The 25585-nt window shown below is 38.8% G+C and carries 28 protein-coding genes and 1 pseudogene; 20 read left to right on the top strand and 9 right to left on the bottom strand.

What is annotated here, in order from left to right:
- The first annotated feature begins 139 nt into the window (after positions 1-139).
- Complete coding sequence (locus TE34_RS21580; protein ID WP_269083145.1) at positions 140-271, top strand: hypothetical protein; 132 nt, start codon at positions 140-142, stop codon at positions 269-271.
- A 170-nt stretch (positions 272-441) separates the two neighbouring features.
- Here TE34_RS21580 and TE34_RS03180 read toward each other — a convergent pair whose 3' ends face one another.
- Positions 442-942 carry a DUF1697 domain-containing protein gene (locus tag TE34_RS03180; protein ID WP_053074951.1) on the bottom strand — a complete coding sequence of 167 codons (501 nt, stop codon included), beginning with the start codon at positions 940-942 and terminating at the stop codon, positions 442-444.
- A gap of 38 nt (positions 943-980) precedes the next feature.
- Complete coding sequence (locus tag TE34_RS03175) at positions 981-1952, bottom strand: NAD(P)-dependent alcohol dehydrogenase (RefSeq protein WP_047983378.1); 972 nt, start codon at positions 1950-1952, stop codon at positions 981-983.
- 534 nt (positions 1953-2486) lie between these two features.
- Between TE34_RS03175 and TE34_RS03170 the strand changes: the two genes are divergently transcribed.
- From TE34_RS03170 to TE34_RS03135, 9 genes and pseudogenes are all read left to right on the top strand, one after another.
- Positions 2487-2954 (top strand): DUF1062 domain-containing protein, encoded by a 468-nt coding sequence (locus tag TE34_RS03170; protein ID WP_053074950.1) that lies wholly within the window; start codon positions 2487-2489, stop codon positions 2952-2954.
- A gap of 9 nt (positions 2955-2963) precedes the next feature.
- Entirely contained in the window at positions 2964-3086 is a 123-nt protein-coding gene (locus TE34_RS21575) for a hypothetical protein (RefSeq protein WP_269083144.1), read from the top strand.
- 179 nt (positions 3087-3265) lie between these two features.
- Positions 3266-4780 carry a spore germination protein gene (locus tag TE34_RS03165; RefSeq protein ID WP_047983377.1) on the top strand — a complete coding sequence of 505 codons (1515 nt, stop codon included), beginning with the start codon at positions 3266-3268 and terminating at the stop codon, positions 4778-4780.
- Positions 4781-4800: 20 nt separating this feature from the next.
- Positions 4801-5895 (top strand): GerAB/ArcD/ProY family transporter, encoded by a 1095-nt coding sequence (locus tag TE34_RS03160; RefSeq protein WP_047983376.1) that lies wholly within the window; start codon positions 4801-4803, stop codon positions 5893-5895.
- Positions 5888-6970 carry a Ger(x)C family spore germination protein gene (locus TE34_RS03155; protein WP_047983375.1) on the top strand — a complete coding sequence of 361 codons (1083 nt, stop codon included), beginning with the start codon at positions 5888-5890 and terminating at the stop codon, positions 6968-6970. The genes TE34_RS03160 and TE34_RS03155 overlap by 8 nt, the downstream gene beginning before the upstream one ends.
- Positions 6971-7462: 492 nt before the next feature.
- Positions 7463-7933, top strand: a complete 471-nt coding sequence (locus tag TE34_RS03150) for a hypothetical protein (RefSeq protein ID WP_157037570.1) — start codon at positions 7463-7465, stop codon at positions 7931-7933.
- A 959-nt stretch (positions 7934-8892) separates the two neighbouring features.
- Positions 8893-10038, top strand: coding sequence for a sensor histidine kinase (locus TE34_RS21155; RefSeq protein ID WP_162200012.1), 1146 nt, complete (start codon positions 8893-8895; stop codon positions 10036-10038).
- A complete protein-coding gene (locus TE34_RS03140) occupies positions 10035-10688 on the top strand; it encodes a response regulator (RefSeq protein WP_084710608.1) in 654 nt (217 codons plus the stop codon). Before TE34_RS21155 ends, TE34_RS03140 begins: the two co-directional genes overlap by 4 nt.
- A gap of 126 nt (positions 10689-10814) precedes the next feature.
- A pseudogene (locus TE34_RS03135) lies at positions 10815-10979 on the top strand (transcriptional regulator); the annotation flags it as partial.
- Positions 10980-11661: 682 nt separating this feature from the next.
- Here TE34_RS03135 and TE34_RS03130 read toward each other — a convergent pair.
- Positions 11662-12291 (bottom strand): hypothetical protein, encoded by a 630-nt coding sequence (locus TE34_RS03130; protein ID WP_157037569.1) that lies wholly within the window; start codon positions 12289-12291, stop codon positions 11662-11664.
- A gap of 457 nt (positions 12292-12748) precedes the next feature.
- On the opposite strand from TE34_RS03130, the gene TE34_RS03125 reads away from it, so the two are divergent.
- The 9 genes from TE34_RS03125 to TE34_RS03085 all read left to right on the top strand — a co-directional run bounded on the left by TE34_RS03125 (position 12749) and on the right by TE34_RS03085 (position 19072).
- Positions 12749-14197, top strand: coding sequence for a spore germination protein (locus tag TE34_RS03125; RefSeq protein WP_236687094.1), 1449 nt, complete (start codon positions 12749-12751; stop codon positions 14195-14197).
- 4 nt (positions 14198-14201) lie between these two features.
- The gene (locus TE34_RS03120) at positions 14202-15317 is read left to right on the top strand and encodes a GerAB/ArcD/ProY family transporter (protein WP_157037568.1); all 1116 of its coding nucleotides are present in this window, start codon (positions 14202-14204) and stop codon (positions 15315-15317) included.
- 1 nt (position 15318) lies between these two features.
- Positions 15319-16398, top strand: coding sequence for a Ger(x)C family spore germination protein (locus TE34_RS03115; protein WP_047983371.1), 1080 nt, complete (start codon positions 15319-15321; stop codon positions 16396-16398).
- A gap of 149 nt (positions 16399-16547) precedes the next feature.
- Entirely contained in the window at positions 16548-16889 is a 342-nt protein-coding gene (locus TE34_RS03110) for a DsrE family protein (RefSeq protein WP_053074948.1), read from the top strand.
- A 233-nt stretch (positions 16890-17122) separates the two neighbouring features.
- Positions 17123-17431, top strand: a complete 309-nt coding sequence (locus TE34_RS03105) for a hypothetical protein (RefSeq protein ID WP_157037567.1) — start codon at positions 17123-17125, stop codon at positions 17429-17431.
- Between the two features lie 89 nt (positions 17432-17520).
- Positions 17521-18147, top strand: a complete 627-nt coding sequence (locus TE34_RS03100) for a hypothetical protein (protein WP_047983369.1) — start codon at positions 17521-17523, stop codon at positions 18145-18147.
- Between the two features lies 1 nt (position 18148).
- Positions 18149-18328, top strand: a complete 180-nt coding sequence (locus TE34_RS03095; protein WP_047983368.1) for a hypothetical protein — start codon at positions 18149-18151, stop codon at positions 18326-18328.
- Between the two features lie 56 nt (positions 18329-18384).
- Positions 18385-18657 carry a hypothetical protein gene (locus TE34_RS03090; RefSeq protein WP_047983367.1) on the top strand — a complete coding sequence of 91 codons (273 nt, stop codon included), beginning with the start codon at positions 18385-18387 and terminating at the stop codon, positions 18655-18657.
- A gap of 118 nt (positions 18658-18775) precedes the next feature.
- Positions 18776-19072, top strand: a complete 297-nt coding sequence (locus TE34_RS03085; protein ID WP_047983366.1) for a hypothetical protein — start codon at positions 18776-18778, stop codon at positions 19070-19072.
- An 80-nt stretch (positions 19073-19152) separates the two neighbouring features.
- Here the strand turns inward: TE34_RS03085 and TE34_RS03080 are convergent, their stop codons facing one another.
- The 5 genes from TE34_RS03080 to TE34_RS03060 form a co-directional block, all read right to left on the bottom strand.
- Positions 19153-19827, bottom strand: coding sequence for an ABC transporter ATP-binding protein (locus TE34_RS03080; RefSeq protein ID WP_047983365.1), 675 nt, complete (start codon positions 19825-19827; stop codon positions 19153-19155).
- Positions 19828-20862, bottom strand: coding sequence for an ABC transporter permease (locus TE34_RS03075; protein WP_047983364.1), 1035 nt, complete (start codon positions 20860-20862; stop codon positions 19828-19830). It abuts the gene before it with no gap.
- Between the two features lie 29 nt (positions 20863-20891).
- On the bottom strand, positions 20892-21281 hold the full coding sequence (locus TE34_RS03070; RefSeq protein WP_047983363.1) for a hypothetical protein: 390 nt from the start codon (positions 21279-21281) through the stop codon (positions 20892-20894).
- A 126-nt stretch (positions 21282-21407) separates the two neighbouring features.
- A complete protein-coding gene (locus TE34_RS03065) occupies positions 21408-22787 on the bottom strand; it encodes a sensor histidine kinase (RefSeq protein ID WP_047983362.1) in 1380 nt (459 codons plus the stop codon).
- The gene (locus TE34_RS03060; protein WP_047983361.1) at positions 22784-23464 is read right to left on the bottom strand and encodes a response regulator transcription factor; all 681 of its coding nucleotides are present in this window, start codon (positions 23462-23464) and stop codon (positions 22784-22786) included. Before TE34_RS03060 ends, TE34_RS03065 begins: the two co-directional genes overlap by 4 nt.
- A gap of 161 nt (positions 23465-23625) precedes the next feature.
- Here TE34_RS03060 and TE34_RS03055 point away from each other — a divergent pair, with 161 nt between their 5' ends.
- Entirely contained in the window at positions 23626-24651 is a 1026-nt protein-coding gene (locus TE34_RS03055) for an FUSC family protein (protein ID WP_330218300.1), read from the top strand.
- Between the two features lie 209 nt (positions 24652-24860).
- Here the strand turns inward: TE34_RS03055 and TE34_RS03050 are convergent, their stop codons facing one another.
- On the bottom strand, positions 24861-25457 hold the full coding sequence (locus TE34_RS03050) for a hypothetical protein (protein WP_047983359.1): 597 nt from the start codon (positions 25455-25457) through the stop codon (positions 24861-24863).
- Positions 25458-25585: the final 128 nt, after the last annotated feature.

Raw genomic sequence — 25585 nt, 5'->3', positions numbered from 1 at the left:
ACAACCGCTAAAGGCATTAAGAAATATAGTTGAGTTGGGAAGGAAGGAGGAATATCCCGAAGATGCCCTAGCTCCCAAGTAGTCCTGATTATATTTATTCACCACGCAAATAATATGGGCGAGAAGGGAGGGTTTAAACATGGAGTTAAAGGGTGCAGGAAACAAGATTGAGCAAACTGCGAAAGAGCTTGTAAGTAAGGGAGTCCCCGAGAGAGCAGCTGCATTTGCCTCGTCAATGGGGTATTTGAGAGAGTTGAAAAAGAAGAAATGATAGAAGCGAGGGAGTTACTCTCACCCTCGTCAAATGGCCACACCCAGAGCTAGTAACCAAACGCACCTACCAGTTACCGAATGATGAAGAGCTTTAATATGAAATGAGAAACAGCACGCTCGTATATAGAGCGTGCTGCTTGTTAATGGGGAACATGCCTATGTCTAGTTTTACATTTTTCCCAAAACCTTCTCCACCGTATTGCGATTCCGAGCAGTAGAATGAATCTGAAGCTTTCTCTCAAAGAAGGCATTGTTATACTTCGTTTGATGAAAACTTTTGGAAAGATGAATGATAATATTCTTTTGATCGATCACATCGAATTCTTCATCAACCGTGTCTTTAAGAATGCCCAGCTGCTCGTCTGAAATTGGATGTTTTAAAAAAAGTATGTAGACATTGTCTTTGGTAAATAGGGGATGTTGCTGAACCTTTTCAAGCTCTCCCTTAGAACGAATCGTGACCGGAATATCGAATCCGTAAGATTTCTTTAGTTGTAATTCAGTCTCTTCTTCATTACATGCCAGTTCATCAAAAAGTACATTACCCGTTTGAATATAAGTTCGTACGTTTTGGTAGCCCATTTCCTCAAAGAGAGCCCTTAATGATTTCATTTCAACTTTATTTCTTTTGCCTAAGTTGATACCTCTAAGTAATGCGACATAAGTCAATCTTCATTCCCCCCTTAGAAAAAATATCTACATCTATTCTAGCTATTACGGATAGACACTATAATCTTCCCTTTCGCTTTTCCTTCACCAAGATGTTGAAGGGCTTGCGGAAGTGCGTCTAGTGAAAAGCATCGCTCGATCATTGGTTTTACTTGTCCATCTTCAACAAGTTTTTGAATCGTATGTTGGTCATCTTGATTAGGCTTGTGAATTAGAATAGACATCTGCTTACCATGTCTGGATAGCCATGATCCTACTAGCAAGGTCTGGAGGATTCGTGTTAGGGAACCTCCGATCATGACATACGTACCATTACGATTCAAAGCCCGCTTGTAATCAAAAGGAGACCGATTACCAACAACATCTAGAATAAGGTCATACTTTTGCCCTGTGTTAGTAAAGTCTTCCTGGGTATAGTCCACAACATGATCAGCACCAATCGACTGTAGGAAATCTAATTTCTCTGTGTGGTCTACACATGTAACTTCTGCCCCTTGTAACTTTGCAAGCTGCAGGGCGAATGTACCGACACCGCCTCCTGCACCATTTAATAACACTTTCTCTCCTGCTTGTAGCATTGGCCGCTTACGAAGTGCCTGCAGGGCTAGCACGGAAGCTTGTGGTAACGATGCAGCCTCTTCAAACGTCATGCTGGCTGGTTTGAGTGTTAACGTACTCTCTTTTACACAAACATATTCGGCAAACCCTCCCCAACCACTCCCAGAAATGTCCCCGAATACTTCATTCCCTGGTTGAAGGGAATGGACGCCTGTGCCAATTGCTTCAACTTGGCCAGCGATGTCAGCTCCGAGTATTTTATACGGCGGTTTGAATGGAGCGCCTAGACGAACGATAAATGGTTTTCCTCTTAGAAGGTCCCAATCCCATGAGTTGACTGCAGCATGATGTACCTTAACGAGTACCTCACCTTCCTTTGGAGACGGCTTTACAACTTCTTTTAATTGAAGTACATCACTTACCCCATATTTCGTGTAAACCCAAGCTTTCATAATGCCCCTCCTTTCCCATTACTTTCTTCCGATATGCTCCGTTACTTGTATCATTATACGAATCAGGCTTAATAGAAGTTTCAATCCGTAAAAAATAGTTTGCGCACACCAAAAGGTCATAAAAGAATTAACCTCAATATTCACGAGTGCTTATTGACAATGCATATAATTATTATATAATTCAAACTAGGATAAATATGGAAGGTGGAATTGGATTTGCCAAATTACTTGTAATGGTTAAGCAATTAAATAGTGCGCTTCTTTTTGAACAGGGTGTTCAAACGACGGGAGAAGTGTGCCTATTTTTAGCCATTACAGGGAACGCGGGATAATCTGTTGTGTACATTCCGAGCGGGATACCTATGTGGTGTTCCGCTTTTTTATATTGGCTGTTAGGAAAGTGTAGAAACTTTCCGCCGGCATAAGAAAAGCTAACGCATTCTCAAAAATACGAGCGAATGCGAGTTTTTCTAAGGAAAATTTTCTCCCTTCAGCTATTATTAGCGTTCCTCTGGATAAATAGGAGGAGCGAAAATGAGTGTAAATCAAGTTGTAAATTATGAGGTTATTGCTTTAGAAACACCTAAGATCATAAGAAATTGTAGGAACTGTAAAAGGAGCACGGAATACTATTGTAGTGATAAATTTAGGGTGAATGCGAATCAAAAGTTAGTTGATATTTGGCTCATTTATAATTGTGTACATTGTGAAAACACGTGGAATTACCCTATTTTATCTCGAGTGCATGTCAGTCGAGTGGATCCCATACTACATCAAAAGTATATGAATAATGATCAAGAGACCATTTGGTATCACGCGTTTGAGATTAACAAGCTCCGGAAACTGTGTGATGCAGTAAATAAAGATATCGATTATGCGTTGAAAAAGGATAAGGTTGATTCCAATTCATCGGAAGCGAAGATAAGAATAAGTTGTAAATATGACTTTGGCCTCCGAATCGATAAATTTTTGGCACAGATATTGGATACTTCAAGATCATAAGTAAATACGATGGCAAAGGCGGAAATGATCGTATTAAACCGGAATGTTTCTTTGAAAGATAAAGTTGTGGATGATTTGGAGATAACCGTAAGAGGGAATGAGCAGAAAGAGGCTGCCTCAACTTTAAAATAAGGGTTATTGGGTTTTTAAATGGATGGCATTGGAGATTATTCCAATGCCTTTTTTGTATTTTAAACAACAGTGATGACGGTTCTATATTCTAAAACAGCACAGTTGGTATATTTTATCTGCAATTGAAGAAATTAGAAAGGTATAGACTCTTGATTTCTAGGCATAGTTGGTGAGTGTAGATGAGCGCGTGGAGACGTAGAAGAAGGCAATCCAAGGGAATAGAAAAAGAGAATGATAAGAACAAGGACGAATCGATAGAGAGTCTGTTTCAGCAGCTAAATGCATCAAATGATTTTACTCACTTTACATTCCAGTATGAGAAGTGTTCGCTCGTAATAGGTTATTATTCGACCCTAATTGATTCGGAAATCTTACATCGTGATGTCTTCCCTTTCCTTAAAGACTTGGATGTGATTTCCTCATTACCAACATTGCTGCCTATTGAAGAGGTTATTCTAACATCCGATACATCCGTTATTAAAAACAATCTATTAAAGGGATATATCTTACTATTTGATGTTAATAACATGGACCAGGTTGGGCTTGTGAAATCAGATGTGGATAGAACACGTCAGGTTTCACTGCCAGAGGTAGAATTCAGTGTGGTAGGGCCAAAAGAGTCATTTGTAGAATCCTTGGATACGAATATTAACCTTGTTCGAAAAAGACTTCCGATTCCTGAGTTTGTCATCAAGGAACTAACGGTTGGAAGGTTATCAAAAACAAGAATCTCGGTCCTTTACATTGAAGGAATTGCTAATAAAGAGAATGTTAATACTGTTATTCAAAGGTTATCTAACTTGGATTTTGATCAAATAACGGATAGTTCGATTATCACGCAATTAATCCAGGATAATCAGAATTCACCTTTTCCACAGTTAATCGACACGGAAAGACCGGATAGGATTGCTTCGGCTGTAGGGGAGGGAAAGGTTGCAATTTTAGTAGATGGTGCACCACATGGATTGATCGGTCCAACTACTATTTTTGAATTTTTTTCTGCTTTTGAGGACTACTATTTAAATTGGGTAGTTGCTTCCTTTTTCCGATTGGTTCGTTTTTTTGCTGTATTATTTTCTATTTTAGCGACACCAATTTATGTGGCAGTTCTTACGTATCACTTCGAATTAATTCCAAAGGATATGGTGGCTACCTTGGTTACTTCGAGAAGTGCCATTCCTTTACCTCCCATACTGGAAGCATTTGTTTTAGAATTAGCCATTGAGCTTTTAAGAGAAGCGGGTGCAAGACTGCCGACAAAGGTTGGTCAAACGATTGGTATCGTGGGTGGTATTGTCATTGGAACGGCTTCGGTTGAGGCGGGATTAACGAGTAATGTCTTGTTAATTATCGTTGCTCTAGCGGCACTGGCTTCCTTTACAACTCCCGTCTATCAAATGGGTAATACAATTCGATTAATACGATTCCCGTTTTTATTAATGGCTCATTATATGGGATTTCTAGGAGTGGCCATCAGCTTTTGTTACTTACTTATTCATTTATTAAAGTTAACTTCATTAGGCAGACCGTTTCTTGAACCGTTTTATCCACCAAGAGTACAAGATTTTAAAGATTCATTAGTACGTTTACCATTTTCTCTTCAATCCAAGCGCCCAATACAAGAGCAAACGCAGGATACCATGCGTTTTAAGGCTGGTAAAGCAAAGAAAAATGATGATCCAAAACGGAGTTGAGAAATTAAGGAGGTGTTGATATGGAAGAGAAACAGAAGCAAATATCTCCTTTTCTCGTATTCTTTTTAGTGCATGCTGTTCAAATGGGAGTGGGCGTGTTAGGGTTTCAGCGTACGATTATGAAGTCGGCAGGAAATGATGCTTGGATGGCTGTTATTGCTGCAGGTATATTGATCAACGTCATCATTATGGTCATGTACCTGCTTTTAAACAAGCAGCAAAAGGACCTTATCGATATACATAAAGATTTGTTTGGGAAATGGATTGGAGGATTTTTTAGCCTGATATGGATTATCTATTGGTTAATGATTGGGCTTGTCGTACTAAGGAGCTATATCGAAATCGTTCAAGTATGGGTATTTCCGTTAATCAATATAATCATGTTCAGCATTATCATATTAATTCTTGTCTATTCCACGGTTACTGGTGGTTTCCGAATTGTTACAGGCATTAGCTTTTTAGGCGTTGTTATCCCTTTCTACATATTTCTAACCTTCTTCTTTCCAATAGAGTACGCCAACTTTCGTAATCTACTGCCCATATGGAATCATTCTGTACAAGAACTTTCTGTTGCTACCAAGGATATGATGTTAGGCTATTTAGGATTTTCCACGTTGCTTATGTACTATCCGTATATTAAAAATCCAAAGAAATCCCAAAAGTGGGCACACTTAGGGAATGTATTAACGTTAGGAATATATTTATTCATACTCATCATTACCATTGCTTTTTTTAGTGAAAAACAAGTGGGCAAACAAATTTGGGCTACTTTATCCATGTGGAAAATTGTGGAACTCCCATTTATTGAAAGGATTGAGTATATCGGAATTACATCGTGGATATTAATTATTCTACCAAATATTTGTTTGGCGGTTTGGGCTGGATCGAAGGGCATTCAGAAGATTTTCAACCTTAATCACAAAAAAGTGATCCTGTTCATTTTAATAATTTTACTATGCTCAACTGCAGTGATACAAGGTAGAGAAGATATTGAGAAAATCAATCAATATATTTCCCTTCTGGGGTTAGTATTAGTCTTTATCTATATACCTCTTCTTACTATACTAGCTTTCTTGATAACTAAAATTAGAAAGGGGAAAGCCAGTAATGGTTAACAGATTTTTAGCCTATTTATGCTTACTGTTTCCTTTTTTCCTTACAGGATGTATGAATATCGATCAACGAATAATAGACGATATTCAATTATCAAGTGCTGGAGGCTATGAGTATACAGAGGACGGCATGATAGAAGTTACCTCTGTTTATCCCAGCTTCCAGCCCGATAAGTCGGTCATAAGTAAAACGATAACGGATACTGCCAAATTAAGCAAAGAAGTTCGAGATAAGCATAGTTTACAATCAGAAAAACCTGTTGTTAGTGGAAAAGTGGAAGTAACGTTATATGAATGGAAAACTGCAGAAAAGGGGATTCATGATCTTTTGGATACATTACAGCGAGACCCATCCATTGGCTCTAATATCTATTTGGTTGTGGTAGATGGAAGTCCAAAAGAATTATTGAGCAAACAGTATGGAAACACGGACACTGGCATTTACCTCTCCAATTTAATTGAGCAAAACATCGAAGCGGGTCAGATCCATAAAACGAATCTTCATCAATTCTTATATAAACTTTATGCGGAAGGGATGGATCCTGTCCTTCCCATAATTAAACATGAGGAAGATCAAGTGAAATTAAAAGCAGTCGGTCTGTTTGATGATGATAAAATGGTTGGCCAAATAGAGGAAGAGCAATTCTTTATCTTTAAGATATTATTGGAACGGAAAGGCCAAAAGGGTTCGTACTCACTTCAGGTGAATGAAGATAAAGACATATCTATCTATAATATAAGCTCAGAAAGGAAATACGACATAAAGAAGCCGATGACCAATTCCGAAATAATCATCAATGTTGAATTAAAGGCAACTATTTCGGAATATCAAGATGGTAGCCTAAATACTGGGAAAATTACGAAGCTAGAAAAGGAAATTAAAGAATCGGTAGAAAAAGAGTCACAGGAAATGATCCAGCAATTTCAGGAAAAAGGAATTGATCCGCTAGGAATTGGTGAAGAGGTTCGAACCCGAACTCGAAAATGGGATCAAAAGAAATGGAAGGAGCTTTACCCTGATCTTAAAATATCCGTGAATGTCAATGTAAAGCTTTTGGAGTCAGGGGTAGTAGAATAAGGGGATGAGGCTGTTTATTTACCTTTGATTTGGGACACCTTGGTATAGAAAATATAGCGGTCACTGAAAAAATAATATGGTTAGCAAAAAAGGCTTTCTCATAAGGTAAAAGATACCTATTGAGAAAGCCTTTTTGCTATTGCATCTAATGGTAAAACATAATTATATTTAACCATTCCTAAATTAATTTCTAAATATTATAATAATATAAAACAACTATGGATTTCTCCTCCAATAAAACCCAACGCCATTTCCCAACCCAATGGGATTCTCTCCTCTACCTGTGGGAATCGACCTCCCATAAAATGAGGGTAAAGCGGCAAGGATGTCGCCAAACCTATTAGGAGGTCGATGGATATGTTAAACAATTGGTCAAGGTGGTTAGCTCCCTTTGCAATTTTAGCTGGGGTGCCTTATGTACTGAAACCGTTGTGGGGACTGATCTGCAATACGGGGGATGCCCATTCCCATGGTGGGGTTTGCAACCTCACATTGCCATCTGAAATATTTGCAGAGATAATGACTTTGCTTGCCTTAGTTGCTGTTTTTGCTGTGCAGGCTCACGTGGTAAAACGATTTGGCTTTTTTAGTTTCGTTTCTAACTTTATCTTCACAACGATGATGATTGGCGTGAACTCTTTTGCCTTTCTTTATGAGGATATGATCCTCGGAGGGAGATTTGATCCGCCGCCAGTGATGATGATTATTTTCATGGTTGCACTATTCGGGTGGATTTTAACATCCGTCCTATTTGGAATCTCTATCATGCGCGCACGAGTCATGCCTCGTTGGGCAGCAATAGCATTTATGATTGCGCCTCTCTTGAACCTTGCACCGAATCCATTCTATTTGATTGGAGCAGTCCTTCTTGGTGCAAGTCTAATTGGTATGGGAATGGTGCTTTGGCGCCTCACACCGGATGGAGGTACACCTGTTTCGGAAGAAGAAAGTAAACCGGCCTAGAATTGATGATATAAGGGGGGGAGAGTATGCGCTTGTTTGGTCATCGACTTATCATTGCAAGGATTTTGTTCGGCGTGGTCGCCTTGCTTTCTGCTACCGTGTGGGTGGTGGAATTGCAGGGCAAATACGAGATTCTTCATACTGTTTGTCAGGATAGCGCCAATTGCCTCTCTCCTTCTCAGCTCACTCACTCATCCGCCCAGGCGTTGGAAGCAGCCGGCTTTTCCGTTTCCTTCTATGCAGTATTTATCGTTTTACTAACTAGTGTATCCTTTCTCATCTTTCAAGGGGTTGCATGGCTTATCGCATGGCGAAAGTCTAATGAGTGGTTTCCACTTTTTGTATCCATCTTCTTAGTAACAGTCCTTACCGGTGGGGAAACGCTGGTGGTGGCGAATCCAGCTTGGGCACTGCCTGTAGATCTGCTTCGCTGGATTGGTGCGATTTTTCTCACGCCGTTTCTTTGTCTTTTCCCTGATGGTAGGTTCATTCCTCGTTGGACGATTCCTGTTGTCTTTATTTCCATTTTGCCCTACACAGGGAGCATGTTGTTGGAAGGAACACTGCTGGATCCACATACGTGGCCAGTTTGGATGAATTTAGTGTTCTGGGCTGCTCTGCATGTGGCTGTACTGTGGGCTCAAATTTATAGGTACCGAAAAATAGCAGGACCAGTGGAACGTAGTCAGATCAAGTGGTTCCTCTATGCAATTGGAATCAATCTACTTTTTATGAGTATTTTCTTGGTGTGGCAAGCGGTCGACTCAGCTTCAGCAACTGGTCAGAACAGTGCAGCAACTTTGCTTATTCGACGTTCGGTGGAGGAGTTGGGCTTTGCCTTATTACCGATTGCAGTCGGTATTGCCATTTTAAGGCATAGGCTCTGGCAGATTGATATTCTAATAAACCGTACCATTGTTTTCGGTTCCTTGACTGTGTGTGTTGTGGCAGTCTATATCTTGGTTGTCGGCTACTTGGGGGCGCTCTTTCAGACTAGGGGGAATCTACTATTCTCTTTAATCGGTACGGGAATTGTTGCCGTTCTTTTTCAACCGTTGCGAGATTGGTTACAACGGAAGGCGGATCGGTTGGTATATGGGGACCGCAGTGACCCGTATGGGGTTATCTCATTATTGGGTAAGCGGTTATCCGCAGTTTCTCCACCAGAAGCGTTACTGCAGACGGTAGCTACTACAGTGCGGGAAGCTCTTAAACTTCCATATGCCGCTATTGCACTATGGAATGGGAAAAAACAAACCATCGTTGCTTCAGACGGTGAGGTGGTTAAGAATGTACACGCATTGCCGTTAGCGTTTCAGCAGGAAGTAGTGGGTGAGTTGTTACTTGGAAGAAGATCCAACGCCGAGGAATTCACACCACGGGACCTTCAGCTTTTAGAGAATATTGCCCGTCATGCTGGTGTGGTGGCGCAAACCGTACAACTGACACAGCAGCTGCAGCGTTCAAGGGAGGAGATTGTAACTGCTCGTGAGGAGGAACGTCTTCGGTTGCGGCGGGATTTGCATGATGGCATGGGTTCAACACTTGCTGCGCTTCATCTTCAAGCTGGTCAAGTGCGGGAGCGAATGCGGCGTGACCCGGACACGGCGGAGGAGCTATTAGAAGAAATTCGTACGGAGCTTCGTGGCGCGATGGGCGAGGTCCGTCGCGTGGTGTATAATCTACGGCCACCTAGTCTAGATGAATTAGGACTGATCGGAGCGCTCAGAAACAGAGCGGTTCAGCTTTCGGAAGGGAGTCTGCCACCACGAAAAATCTGGGTGGAGGCGCCTAGTAATCTACCAACTTTATCTGCAGCGGTTGAAGTGGCTGCTTTTCGGATTGCTCAGGAGGCTATGAATAATGTCGTACAGCATAGCGGAGCAAGTAGTTGTCGTCTTCGGTTTACCCTCGGGCAAGATCATCTTGTGCTAGAGGTCGAGGACAACGGGGTTGGTATACAAACGGACTACACGGCGGGTGTTGGTATGCGATCAATGAAAGAACGGGCAGAGGAACTAGGTGGATCCTGTCTGATAGAGACTGCGAGAGGTGGAGGTACGCACTTAACGGTGAAACTTCCGATAAGGAGGGGAAAAGGGTGAGTCAAGTACATGTACTAATTGCGGATGATCATCCATTGTTTCGCAAAGGGCTACGCACGATGTTGGAGTCGATGTCAGAGATTAATGTTGTTGGGGAAGCTGCTACTGGTGATGAAGCTGTTGAACAAGCAGCTGATCTTCAGCCAGACCTGGTGTTAATGGATTTACAGATGCCTGGAGGTGGTGGGATTGCCGCGACGAGGGAAATTCGGCATGCGAGCCCAAATATTCGGGTGCTGGTGATTACACTCCATGAGGACGACGACTCTGTCTTTGCCGCTCTCCGGGCAGGAGCGAGTGGGTATGTACTGAAGGATACCCACGAGGAGGATATCAAGCGTGCACTATTAGCGGTGGCTGCCGGTCAAGCTATCTTCAGTCCAGCGGTTGCCGCACGGGTGCTGAAGTTTTTTGAGTCGCCAATTGCCTATGTACCTAAGGATGTCCTACCAGAACTGACAGACAGAGAGCGAACCATTCTCCACCTGATGGCACAGGGAAAGAACAACCAAGAGATAGCAAGGGAACTAAACTTGAGATTGAAGACAGTTGCGAACTATTCCTCCAATATCTTTGCAAAGTTGCAGGTTGCGGATCGGGTTCAGGCAATCCTATTGGCTAGGGATGCTGGGCTTGGGCAAGGGGGATGAACAAGGCGGAAGGTTAGCCAAGTTACGGTGAGAAACGACGAACAAGTATATTTATCAAAATTAAAAATGAAATTAGGTTTTCTGTAAGACTCGGCAGTACATGAGGCTTTAACACGTTGTATATCGTGTCCTGATTCAAATGAAAAGTGTATTGTGGGAGCGAATATGAAAAGCGTATTATTTACAATTTTCTTAGGTGCGGAAGAACATTTGGGTGAATATTTAAAGAACTATACCATGAAAGAAGTTGTCGATCTTGTAAATCAAGAACAAAATAGCTGCTATGACTGATGGCCGGGCCGTAGACATCTTTTTATTAAGATTAGGTAAGAAAACGTTAAAGCGATTAAAAGATAATATGACATTAGTAAAAAAATAAAACAGGTGATGAAGTCTATTTAATTCAGACATACGAGAGAATCCTGATTTTAATCACAACGTTGATCGTTTCATTCAACTAATAAGTTATAAAGTATCGAAGGCACATGATGTCCCAAAAGATATGAACTATCATACTTACAGGGTAATAAATATGTAACTGCAACACATAAACGTTTAGAGTCTAACATTCATCAAAATTTATGATTATATAGATGAAAAATGGTTGGCAGAAAATCCATATACCTTTGCAGGCTACGATTTTGAAATTTGGGATGAGCGGTATAAGCCTGATTAGTTGGATAATGAAATAGATGTATATGTTGCTTTGAAGTAAAAGACTAATAGTTATTAATTGGCTCTTAAGGATCCATATAGTCTTTTAAGTTCGAAGTAATCTAATTGGTTAGTTTTTAATTTGGGATAAATAGCAAAAGGATGTACATCATTTATTTAGCACACTCTTTTCAAAATCCTATTTAACTATTTATGGTTTTCGGTACTAACCAATCAATAATTAACATCCTGTTTGTATATAAATATAAATAAGAATCATGTTAACACCTGCCTAATCAGATCGTTTTAGCCTACCAAATCACGCCTTCTCAATGTATACACAAATTACTGTTTTACTATTATGTGCAGGATAGCAATCCATCGCTGGATTAAGATAAATCTCTCGGTGGGGCAGTATCATTTGATAGCCTTGCTGTTTCAGTTCCTGATCAAGCACAACTAAACTTTCCTTCGTATCACGGTAATGGCCGACGTGCAATTTGAGTGCTGCTAACGTTGATGGTTCCCGCCTCAAGTTGATTGCTGGCAATTCATGGACACCTAGGTTTTTCTTTACCTTTTCTAATGCTCTTGTATAGATGTCTTCCGTGATAAAATCTGGAACGTACATCATTCTTTCGACGAGCCACTTTTCATCATCTTCTTGATGCAACCAGACCATTTCATGAGGCATAAGCTTGAAGCGGTAGTCCATCTCCGTTTTTGTTATTTGCTTAATTTGATTTACGACTTTAAAGGCAATCCACTTATCATCTTTGGGCTCTGGGTGACCGTTCCATTCCATATAAAAAGATGTATGCATCCCTTGGGAGACGTAACACCTCTCAGGCAATGTTTCAATCGTTGCTGCGCCTTCCTTAATTTCATAAATTTGTTTTAATAGTTTACGATGGTTAATCGTCTTTGGTTTGACTGTGTTTACCACCATGACCATCTCCTTTTTTGCCGGAATTTCCCATGAAACAAGAATTCCAAAACAAATCATTTTCTATCCCTTAATAAATGACTATTCTTAAGGCGGTATAACTTTCTATTTATCGGAATTCAGTCTGGGTCAACGAATACTACCGCAAGAAATATTTGCCAATATTATACTATAAATTCCAAATGTTTTTACACTCCTATTAGCCCTCTCCGCTCTTTTGATAGAATTACTCATGCTTGAGGCGACACATCTTACCTAAAGATAAAGGTATAGGTTAAAAAATTCGACGATAAACCGCTAGAGTCTCTTGGCGTTTTTTTGGGGTTCTTGTGTCATATCTTATGGTGTAAATTGTCAAAATCTGAACATAATAACAAAGGTGTATATACATTATCTTATTAGGAGATTGATGTTTATGTTTAGGAAGAGGAAGAGAAAGAGTACAGGGGTAGGAGATCGAATGAAAAATAGCACAGGGAAAGCCCAAAATACTCCTATCACAATAGAGGTTCTCCGTGAACGAGTAGACAATATGGAAGACGCTGAAATAATCGAACATCAAACTCATAATAATTCGACAATTATAATGGTATACATAAGAACATTGATTGATATAGCAAGGTTGAATGAATCTGTAATTCAACCATTACGGAGCTGCCGCAATAAAAATCTTTCGGAATGTATTTCTGCCTCCAAAATTACAGAAATTTTAATGGTGGAAGAGGCCGAAAAGCAATTGATGCGGGGTGCCATCCTTATATTTGACACCGATGAAAATCAATGTTGTTCAGTCAATCTTAAAGATTCATTAGGACGTGGGATAGAAACCTCTGAAACAGAAACAATTCTTTATGGAGCCAAAGACAGTTTCACTGAAAACTTAGAACAGAATATAACATTAATCCGCAGAAGGCTGCCAATAACAGCCTTGAAAACAGAAAAATTCACAGTAGGATCACTAACTGAAACAAATGTAGTCATAATGTATATTGAAGGTTTGACGAATCCCAAATTCATTACGATTGCCAGGGAGAAAATCCAAAATATCAATTATGATCAAATCCTTGACTCCTCTCAATTAGCAGCTTTCATGGAAGATCACAAACATAGTGTATTTCCACAATTTCAACAAACTGACCGTCCTGATGTGTGTGTTTATTCACTAGGCGTCGGCAAACTTACCATTCTAGTAGATAATACACCGTTTGCCTTGAATGCACCAATCAACTTTTTCCATTTATTCCAATCACCTGAGGATTATATTAATCGATGGATCGTTGCAAGCTTCTTACGGATCATAAGATATATAAGTTTCACGCTCTCCTTGCTGATGATTCCACTGTATGTTGCTTTAACGACACATCATTATCAGATGATTCCATTGCAAATTCTATTCGTCCTTGTGGAAACGAGAAGTCAATTGCCACTAAGTCCGTTTTGGGAATCGCTCATTATGTTGGTGACACTTGAAGTCATTAAAGAAGCAAGTCTAAGAATGCCTACGAAATCTGGTCAAACGTTAGGCGTCATCGGTGGTATTGTCGTTGGACAAGCTGCTGTAGAAGCAGGGTTCGCTAGTCAAATTCTGATCGTTTTAGTTGGTATTTCTGCTATTGCTTCGTTTCTAGTGCCGAATTACTTGATGTCTAAAGCCAATACATTGATACAATTCATCATATTGATCCTTGCTTCTTTTCTCGGTGTAATAGGCATTTTTATGGGCATCATTTTACTAACTGTCCATTTGAATGCACTTACTTCCTTGAAACAACCATATTTTGCTCCTGTTGCGCCTTTTTATGGGAAGGATTGGCTTGATCTATTTATCCGAGGACCATTGCATTGGATGAAAACAAGGTCAGAATCTCTTCATCCTTTACAGAAATGGCGTTATAGCCGAAGGAGATGATCCCTTGAGTGAATTTTCATTATTCGATAAAACCTCTTCGTATGATGGTATTTATATGACTTTGATGGTCAATAGGATACAAATGTTGTATTTTGCGATTATCATGCCCGTTTTTCTGATAGATCCCTATATGATTTGGGTAATTATCATCGTAGGCGTACTATCACAGATTAGTATATTCATGTTATCGAAATGGTTTAATTCCAAATATGCATTCAAAGGCTACGGAGGTTTTGTAGAACTTTTCGGTGAGCGTATGGTACGGTTACTTTCTTTCATCGGAATCGGATTCATTTTATTAAAAGTAACAGTAATCACACTCGGATATATAGAAGTAGTACAACAATTCATCTTTCCTTCCGTGAATACGAATTGGATGCTTCTGTACATTTTGCTTATATGCTGGTATGTAGCTTCACTAGGGATGGCCAATACGATCCGTTTCATCGTCATCGCTTTTTTGTGTACAGCTTGGATGCTTTTGTTATTATTGAACTTCCTTTTTCAGCCTTTTGCTACGATACATGATCTATTTCCGTTAATACCATATGAATGGACGATGAAATCATGGAAAGGAGTGCTATTCATCTGGTCAGCCTTATCTGGGCCAGAATATTTGGTTTTACTTTCGCCTTGGTTCAATACGAGAGAAAAAATCCTTAAATACATGACTATCGGAAATGCATTTACCATTTTTGAATATGTTTTTATATTTATTGCATCTTTGTTTTTTTTCGGATCACATTATGTAGGAGAAAACAAATTCCCTTTGGTAGAAATGATACGTTACCTGGAATCTCCAGTGTTTGAGCGAATCGATATGATTTTAATCTCGGTATATTTATTTCAATTTGTTTTCGCCATATCAATCTTCCTGTTACTTTTTTATGGTGCAACTCGTATCACTCTAAAGAAATCAAAAGATCAAACGACTCGATCAGGGTTTGCATTATGTTGTGCTTTATTGTTCATTAGTTTAATGATTAGTAATGAATTGCTGTGGAAAAAGGCTACAAATCAAAATATTTTGTTAGAGCTAGAGATGTGGGCAGGATCACTCACTTACTTATTCGTACCATTAGTTCTTTTCATCTCTTTAAAGCGAAAGGGCCGTGTCTAGTATGAAATATAAACATTCCAAAATACTTTTCGTTATTTTTGTTAATTTGATCGTTATATCTGGTTGTTCGCCTATTGTAGAAAATAATCAGATTGAAGACATTGCACCTGTGACTTTTTGGTCGATTCAGAAAGGGGAGGATGAGAACTTCAGAATGAGCACTTTGATACCTCCCCTTGTAAAAGAAAAAAAACGGCTGTTGACTGTTCAAGTCGACTTGTTAAAAGAAGGTATGCAGGGTTTCAATTTAAAGTATTATAGAGAATTGAAAGTGGGACAACTCCGGATGTTGTTAATCAGTGAGGAAATTGCAAAAGAAGGGATCAGCCCATTGATTGATACGATTTTGACAGATCCTGATATTACTAAACGTTTGTATCTAGCCATTGTCAAAGGGGATTTTGATGAGTACATCAACAGTCAACTGGTAATGCAAGAAGACCTAGATTATTATCTCTATCAGATGTTCAAGCATTACGATACTCAGGGGAAGTTAACTGTAATAAATTTGCATCAATTCATGAGAACGCTTCATTCACCAGCGCATTCTCCTGTCGTGCCTGTATTTGAAGCGAGTAATGAAAATTTCCAATACCAAGGTACTGGCATTTTTAAAAATGACAAATTGATCGAAACCACGAACAACATGGAAGAGCAAATATATCAGCTTATCGACAACGATCACTTTTTAAAGTATTTTCCAATCCCTGACTTATCTTTTGTTCTAGGCCATGTGAAATCCAATGTGCAGTTGAATATGGATAAGGCATATTCTGAACTGAACCTCAACGTTCAATTGAACGGCCGGCTTGACGAGATTGCCCGGGAACATAAATTGCTCACCCGGGAAGAACTTTCAAGATTCGAGTCCGAAATTGAATTGTATTTAGAAGAACAGACTACCAAGTTTTTAAAAAAGCTTCAGGAGAATAAGGTGGACCCTTTACAATTAAGAAAGTATACCTTGAGACCTTTCTCAAAACCTCTTAATGAGAAAGAATGGTCAAATAGATGGGAGCGGATGGAGGTCAAAGTCGATTATGATGTAAAAATCCAACCGCTTACAGATATCAAAAACTGATCAATCCTCTGAAGAAAGCTCTTTTTTTACTTTGTCTGATAACTACCAATTATATGTTCCGGACATCTATAGGAAAGGTTTCGTAATCGATTCTCTTTCTTATATATCCAGAATAACAATACTTGATATGATGGTGGATATCTAAAAAGGTGGCAATTTTTGTTCATGCGAGTGAGAAGGAAATGGGGAGAGCTATTCATGGATTGGTATATGCACAAGAAATTCATGATGCCGGAAATAAAGTGAAATTAATCTTCGATGGTGAAGGTACATTGTGGATAGGTCGTTTTGAAGATTCTAGCCATCCAATGAACCCGCTGTTCAAGAAAGTAAAAGAATTAGGTTTAATAGAGGTTTGTGAATTTTGTGCAGAATCTTTTGGTGCTACAGATGATGTTAAAAAGGCAAACATTTCATCGTTGAATGGTAATGAAGGACATGCAAGTATTGCAAATCTAATTGAAGAGGAATACCAAATTATTACACTATAAAAAGAATCTCAACAGTTGAGCGCTATCCTAACAAGGATAAGCGCTCATTTTCATTTACTGGCCATATAGCGGAAGAGTTTCATATCATAATCAACTTACCTATTTTATCCCTATGGATTGATATCTTTTTATGTTAATGTGGAGGTGTAATATTTTGAATATTAATTTTTTAACTGTTGGGAATTGTAGTTGAATATCATATAAAAGTAAATTCCGTAAAAGGGGTTGATAAAATGAGTAAGAAAATTGGACTTACGATTACGATAATTGTTGGACTTTTGTTCTTAGCTTCTTGTGGTGTGCCAGAAAGGGTAGAGTATAGCGGAAGGTCTTATGAAGGACCTACTACGTATACTGTGAAGGAGTTCAATGAAAAGTTTGGGGAAGTACAAGCAGTAGGGGATAAGGTAGATGGTATGGAGGTAATGGATTCAAACGAATCACAAAAAGTATTGGAAGAACAAGGTACCGTCCCTACTCTATTGTTTCTTAAGAAAAGTGAAGAGGAATATATAGTTTATAGTTTACAAGGCGGAACTTGATATTTCATTTAAAGGTGAAATGGTTCAATTAGCGATCATAAACGGCTAATTAATGGAAAAAGTTGGTTTTATAATATTGGAGGTGTATTATGGAGAAACGAAACTTTGTCATCGTGACTCTTGTGATTTGCTTAATGGTAAGTACTTATTTTAATTATCAATCTTATAAAACTAAGTCAAATTATGAAAGTTACTTATCCCAAGTTCTATCAAATGAGGTTGCAATGCTCGCTTCAAATGTCTTTAATGCACGGGATATTTTAGACCAATCTATGGAAGACATGCAAATTTCAAAGGCTGAACTTGATTACCTCGCAGTGGTTTTAAATGGCATAGCAATGGGATTGCAAGAGATAGATCAAATTAACATTCACTTGAATTTCGTAGAGTTAAATAATAATGGAAAGACGTTTGTTAGAGTGAATTCTCAGTTCTCCCAATACATTACTAATGATTTAATTTCTAAACGTACGAATAACCCTCTTTCTGATAGTGAAGAAAAAATAAGACTCACTTCAGAAGAAATAAATAATCTTAGTAAAATATATGAATTATTAAATGAATACTCAATCATAATTGATGAAACGGTAGATGGTATAAATAATAAAGGTCAGTTAACGGACGACTACATACGAACCAATTTTGTTAAAAAAGACGATTGGATTCTGTTATTAGAGAGAATAAATGACGTATCAAACTCTACAGGGGGGGATTAATGTGACATTTCTAGAATTCTTTTCAGATTTACCGATAGCAATTGGATTGGCATTTATTTTAATTGGTTTGTTGATTCTTTTTATAATTATTTCACTATCAATTAGGGTAGGAATAGATAAATCAAAAACAAATAAAATGTTAAAAGAATTGGTAGAGTTACAACGGAAAAACAACCAATGAAGATGGAGCTTATTACGTTTACAGATCAGGATAATTAAAAAGGGGAGGCGAAATAGTTGGTTGGCGTATTATCTTTAATTCTAATAACTTCTTTGATTCTTATTCTAATATTTACCGATAAAAGAGATAAAAGAAAAGTATTATACGGTGGAATAGTGGGTTTAATGAATTTAGTAGTAGTAGCTTTTGTTTATTTAATAGGATCTGACCTAAATATTAACGATGCGGCAGCTTATAGTATGGCGATCATAGCATCAATAATATTTTTATCTGGAACTATTACCATTTGCACTTTAAAAATAATTGAAGTAGTCAGAGAAACAAAATGAGCGTGCGACGATATCGGCATAAGAAATTAATACACAATTGCAAGCTCTCCAAACTATGCTACCATTAACTTATAACTAATTCATAAGTTAAAATATACGACAATGGGGATGAGAAGGTATGGCATTAGAATTTCTACTATTAGCTTTAGGAATTGCAGCTGCGGGTTATTTCTTAGGAGAAGGATTAAAAAACTTTAAAAACCCAGGTGCGAAGTCATTATTAGATTCTCTGGATGACGATGTTGAACACGAGTTGATAAGTGCAAAGGAAGTACATAACTTTATGGGAATCGAGAAAGAAGATGCCAAGTCTTTAATAGAGGAGCATCCGGATATACCGCATAAAGTAATCAATGGAAAAGTGTACTATCCTAAACATAGTCTGCGAGAGTGGTTAGTAAACGCAGGAAAATAACGAGGGAAAATGGGGACGATATCTTACGCTGCATACGATTAAGGCAACGCGGGGGTCGTCCCCAGTCACTTCTCCGCGCTTCACACGATTTTTCCATCCATCATCCGAATAAACCGGTCGGTATAAACCAACATTTCTTCGTCATGTGTCACCATTAAAGTAGAGATATTTAGCCTTTTCGTTAAATCGTGTATTAACGCCATAACTTCTTTAGACTTTTTAGAATCCAAACTAGCTGTCGGTTCATCGGCAAACAAGACTTTCGGTTCGTGGATAATGGCACGGGCAATGGCTACGCGCTGCTTTTCTCCACCTGATAAAACAGATGGGTAGGCATGCTTTCGATGACCCATATCGATTAGCTGAAGAAGTTGATGTACTTTCTCCTTTTTCTCTGCTTTACGTAGCTTGAATTCTGCTACATCAAGCATGACGAGAAGTTGCTCTTCCACGGTTAAGAATGGGACAAGGTGTGCAAATTGAAATACAAAGCCGAATTGGCTAGCGCGTAATTTGCGAACTTGTTCGGGCTTCATGGCAGATAGATTCTCCCCATTAAATTGAACAACCCCTTCAGATGTAGATTGAAGGCCTGCCGCGATGGTTAGTAGAGTACTTTTGCCTGAACCAGACGCACCTACTAATGCGGTTACCTCCCCGGGCTGGAGTGATAAACTAATTCCTTTTAAAATCTCTTCCTCTAGCTCGCCATTATGAAATGTTTTTCTCACATCTTCGAGCACTAATAGTCCCATTTATTTTCCTCCTTGCTGAATAGCTTGTAGCGGTTCGATCCTCTTAATCTGCAAACCTGAGAGAGTAGCGCCAATCAACCCGATGACAACAAAAATAATAGCTAGCTTACCAACAGATGAGAGAGTCAGGTGAAATGGCATTCCTTCTGGTGCAAGAACCGCAAAAAGTTGGCTACACATAACGGAAATTGCCAAGGCAATACAGGTGATAACGAGCATTTGTGTCCACATCATCTGGAATAAGGTACTTGTTTTCACTCCGATTGCTTTTAAGATGCCATACATATCGATCTTTTGGACGTTCATCATGTAGAAAAAGATAGCAAATAGCATGCCACTGATGACAATGAGAAACCAAACAATCATATTTAGCGAAGTTTGTTCGGCACTGTAACTAGGGAGTGATTTTAGAAAATCATTTTTCGAGAAAGAATGTAGCCCTGCATACTCTTGTGAAATGTCATCACCTGGAATGAATACGAGTTGCATCGTATTTGTCTGATAGATTGCTTCATAATCTTCTAAACTGATATAAGCGACAGGGGCATGGCTATATTTCTTTTGGTCTACAAATCTTTTAACCCCCCATGTACCGGCAAATTGGCTGTTTGTTAACTTGTCACCAATTTTTATTTCTTTTTCCGTGAGTGATCGGTCTAGGATAATTTCCCCAGGGTTAACTTGTTTGAAAAGGGATGAATCGGTTGCGGCTACAAAGGCGATGCTTTGCTGCTGATCGGATTCATCATGAATAAATCCCATTTGGATAGAAAAAGCTACTGCCTCGGGATGCTCCTCTGTTATTTCTTTTAAAAGTGGCTTATCTATTCTCGATAAAGGAAAAGAATTATTCACCTCTTCCGCCATATAGAATGTGCCATTTGGGAGGTCTTTAATTAAAGAGGCATTATCCTGTGATAACCCATTTGCCAATCCAGATATGATAAACGTTAGTAAGCTCACTAGAAAAATGATCGATCCCAAAATAAGAAAGCGTACTTTATTTTTAACGATTTCCTTCCATGCCATGTTCATTGCATTCGCTCCAATCTATCTTGTGCAAACTATTTCTCGTCTCGGTAAAATACCGTAATAAGGAAAAATACGATAAAACTAACTAATAACAATGCTCCGCCGCCGATGTAAAAGGCAAGTGTAATTCCTTCTGGTAATTCAAATGGTTTTACCATATATAACCACATTCCTATGGTCAACCCAAGAGAACCGATAATAGCGGTAGAAATATGAATTTTCGTTAGTAATGATTCTGTTACGTGAAATACTTTATAGAATACAGCCCATCCGAATAGCGTTAACCAGCCAACAACTAAAATATGAGCATGAACCGCTCGGAATGCATAAGATCCTGCCCCTGCCATATGGGCACCTAAAAAGGCACCGACGACTCCGTAAAGTGCTGCAAGACGCAGTAGTGTGACACTATTTTTATTCATACGTGAATCCTCCTTGATAACTTTTGTTTACCCTCTTCTACTGTACGTTTGGAAAATGAACAGACGATGAACAAAAGATTACAAAAAAATGCCATGCTCAACTTTCGGAGGCATGGCATGTAAGGATTATGCGATTGGTAATTCAACTGTAAAGGTAGTTCCGCTGTCTGTGTTGCTTGCGACTTGAATGTTTCCATCATGAAGAGCAATAATACGGGCGGCAATCGAAAGGCCTAGTCCAGTTCCTTCTGTTGATCTGGAGCGTGCAGTATCTACCCGGAAAAAGCGGTCGAAAATCCGTTCCTGATCACTCTCCGAAATTCCAATTCCAGAGTCTTGAAAGGTTATGATGACGGACTGTTCGTTTTTTTCTAATGTTATTTCAATACGACCACCAGGCTTATTATACTTGATTGCATTGGATAATAAGTTATCCCATACGGTGTTTAATAAGGCGGTATCGCCCATTATCCTAATATCTGGAATGGAATAGTCGAGCATAATACCTTTTTCGTTCACTAACCACGAATAACTTCTGATGAGTTCTTTAAGCTGTTTTCCTACATCAAAGGTTTCTTTCGATAACCGCTCCTCATCTTTGTCTAAGGAGGCTAATAACAATAGTTGCTTCGTTAACGTAGATAGTCTTGTAATTTCATCATTAATGATCGTTATATAATGATTTTTTTCCGCTTGGCTCAGTGATGCGTCTTCTAGTAAGTTCGTGTACCCTTTAATATTCGAAAGGGGGGATTGGATATCGTGAGAAATGTTGGAGACAAATTCTTTCCTCATCTCATCCAACTGCTCCAACTTTCTTGCCATCGTTTGAAAGCTATGCGATAGCTCTCCTAGTTCATCGTGACGGGATGTGTTTACATCGACATCGAAATCCCCTTTTGCTAGTGATTTCGTAGCTGCGGTTAGCTGGGAAATCGGCTTCACCAAATACTTGGTGCTTATGAAGACGAGAAGGATACTTAAGCTTATCGTTAGTGCAAGCAACCAACCGAATAAAACATGCATTTCATTAAACAGTAGTTTGATGTCTGGTCTTAGGAAAAGTGCATAGTCTATCCCTTGGTGGGTAAAGGGTACCCCAATGGTATTCTCTAATTCATTCGCAAAAAATCCTGTAACAAAGGTTTCTTGGGGGAAGTGCAGCATTCCGTGGTACATTTCCCCATTCAACACTTGTTTTTTCGTTGAATCAGGTAGCTCCGACACTCGGTACGGTGCGCCAAAGAATGCTTCATTTCCTGAACGATCAACGAGATACAACTGATAGCCAATGGAAGAAAGATGGTCCAAGTATTCCTCTAAGTCTATGTTGGGATGCTTCTCTATAAATGTTGTGATATTTAATGCGATAAGTGTATTTTTTTCGTCGTTTTCAGGTTTTAATTTTTGTTGATAATATGTATTCGATAAAAGAAAGGCTAGGATACCACTTAAAATCATAATCCCGATGGTAATCACAACGAATTTGACGTAGAGGGACTTCATCTTTGTTTTGCCTCCAATAAATAGCCAACACCACGGATTGTTTTGATATGGAAGTCTTCTGTTAAGGTAGAAAACCGTTCCCGTAACCGTTTGATATGGACGTCCACCGTTCTTTCGTCACCTTCAAACTCTATTCCCCACACCTGGTCAATCAGTTGATGTCGTGTAAATACTTGCATGGGATGGGATGCTAAGAAATAGAGTAACTCAAATTCTTTTAAAGGCAAAAGGAAGGTACGCTCTCCGACTTGCACTTCGTAGTTATGGATATTTACTGTAGTATTGCCTAACTGGATGATTGTTTGGTCTGATTGCTTGTTGTAGCGTCTTAGCAATGCTTCGATACGAAACAGTAATTCTTTTGGCTCGAAAGGTTTGACGAGGTAATCATCTGTCCCTGATTGAAAGCCTTCCGCTTTGTCTTCAATTTGGTTTTTCGCTGTTAACAAGATAATCGGAATATCATACTTTGTTCGAATTTCCCTAGTTAACGTAAAGCCATCCATAAATGGCATCATCACATCAATCACAGCCAAATCACATGAGTTCTTGGAAAGAATATCTAACGCATCGGTACCATCTTTCGCCTGTAGCACACGGTATCCAGCTTGGGATAAATGGATAGATACGAGCTGTAGTATATGTTGATCATCATCAGCAATTAGGATAGTAGTCATTTTTTATCCTCCTGTTACTCGTCATCAATTCTACCAACATCTTACCATAGATTATTTGGACAGACATATTTTCGGAATGCGAGTGTTGAATGGAAACATTTATCTGAAACACGCTATAATGGGATAAAACAAAAGGCTTTCTCTATTTAGAGAAGGGAGGAATACAAATTACTATTGGTCTTAGAATGTTAAAAACAGGATTAGGTGTTACGTTATCCATTTATATTTGTTTGATCTTTGGATTGGAAAATACAGTCTTTGCTGGGGTAGCTGCTATATTGGCAATTCAGCCGTCTGTTTACCGTTCGTGGAAGCAATTATTTGATCAAATAATTACAAATACATTGGGTGCATCCATCTCGTTGTTCTTTATTTATTTTGTCGGGGATGGTCCCATCATCGTTGGGTTAATTATCGTGTTAATGATTGCATTAAGTATAAAGCTAAAGATGGAGACGACGATACCGCTAACGCTTGTTACGGTTCTAGCAATCATGAGTGCATCGGGTAGTGAAGACTTCTATTTTGCACTGGAACGATTTTTTGCTATTTTAATTGGAACGTCTACCGCAATCATGATTAATATTTTAATTTTCCCTCCAAGCTATAAAAAGAAGTTCATGCAGGATGTGGAAAGCACGTTTCAGGATTTGTCCTTATTAATGCGAACAGCGATTTCCGATGAAATGAAGGAAACATCTTATCAGGAAATCAATGAACGTTTAGAAAAGAATGTCTTAAAATTAGAGGAGACATTTAAACTCTTTGATGAGGAAAGAGAGAAGCTAGGAAAGGCAAATCAAATCAACACAAGAGAATTCATCCTTTTTAAACAGATGCTTAAGGTTATACAGGAAGGGCGTCATCTGTTAGTCAATATTGAGGAGCATTATGTTCAACGGTATACAGGACAGGAAGAAGATAAGCTGTATGATCAGCAGTTAGAGGAACTGATTAAATACCATGAATATTTGTTATTAAAGTACGCAGGCAAAATCAAAGCAGACTATCAAATAACAGAAAATGATTCCGTGATCGATAAAGATAAATTTTATGATCAGGTAATCGAATTTTATGAGGAAAACAAGGAGCAAAAGCTTCGTAATTTAATCATCGCTTCCTCCATTGTGGACTATTCCTATCATCTTGAGCGATTAGATAAGCTAATCAATCAGTATTTGCATTAGGGGTGTTGGTGGATACAAAAATATGCAGTTATTATCAAATCGAGTTTTCATCAGATAATGGGACATTTTAGTGGGGTTGTTATTGGTTATAACGGTGAAGGATACAGATAGAAAATATGTTTGGTTGGGCTGAGGATCATAAGGCACGGTGGTAAGGAATTAGTAGGTTAGGTTCACTTTACACAAGCGTGAAGTGAACCTTCTTTATATTATTTAGTAATCTTCTCCATATCGATAATCGTATTAGTCGCATCCAAATAAGTAAATCGATATTTCTCCCCGACTTGAATGAGTGAACTCTCCCAATGGAGTGACAGCTCTCCTTCAACCGTATCAATTAGGACACCTGGGCCATTGTGAAGCCCGCCACCTCGATATAAACCGGTCACGACCATTTCCTTCACTTGCCATTCTTCATTAGAATAAGCCTCTATATCGTGAAAAGCCTTAATCGATTCATTCACACTAACGTTTAAGAGAAATAGGCTCAAGACTAATGTGATTATCCCAACAATGGCAAAGTTGATAACAGATGACTTTTTAATCTTCTGCGGATTAAAAATGACAATCACAGAGCAAAGGTACAGGAAAAATGTACAAAGTATTAGGCCTGAAACATATAAAAAAGAGATTCCGATGAAACTAAGAACGAATGCAGTATACAGATCCGATACTAGCCAATTGCTGCTTGCTATGAAAATAGCTCCTAATAGTACGGTAATACAAAGAAGGATTAGAAGTAGGTAAATAACTCTTTTTCGTTTATTGTTCATTTTCTCGTTTGTTTTTAATGGCTTTTTCCTCATAAGCATCCTCCCTTAGGTGGTTCATTACCTCTTATTGTTTATACGAAATAAGTATATTCGAAGTTTCATAGATGATGTTCTTTTGCCGTGCATAGAAGTATAGTATATAAAATACCATGAAATTTCCC

This window comes from Ornithinibacillus californiensis, from assembly GCF_001038485.1.
In the GTDB taxonomy this organism is placed as follows: Bacteria; Bacillota; Bacilli; order Bacillales; family Amphibacillaceae; genus Ornithinibacillus; species Ornithinibacillus californiensis.
Note: the sequence above shows the minus strand (reverse complement) of the source record. Positions and strands in the feature narration are given on the sequence as shown.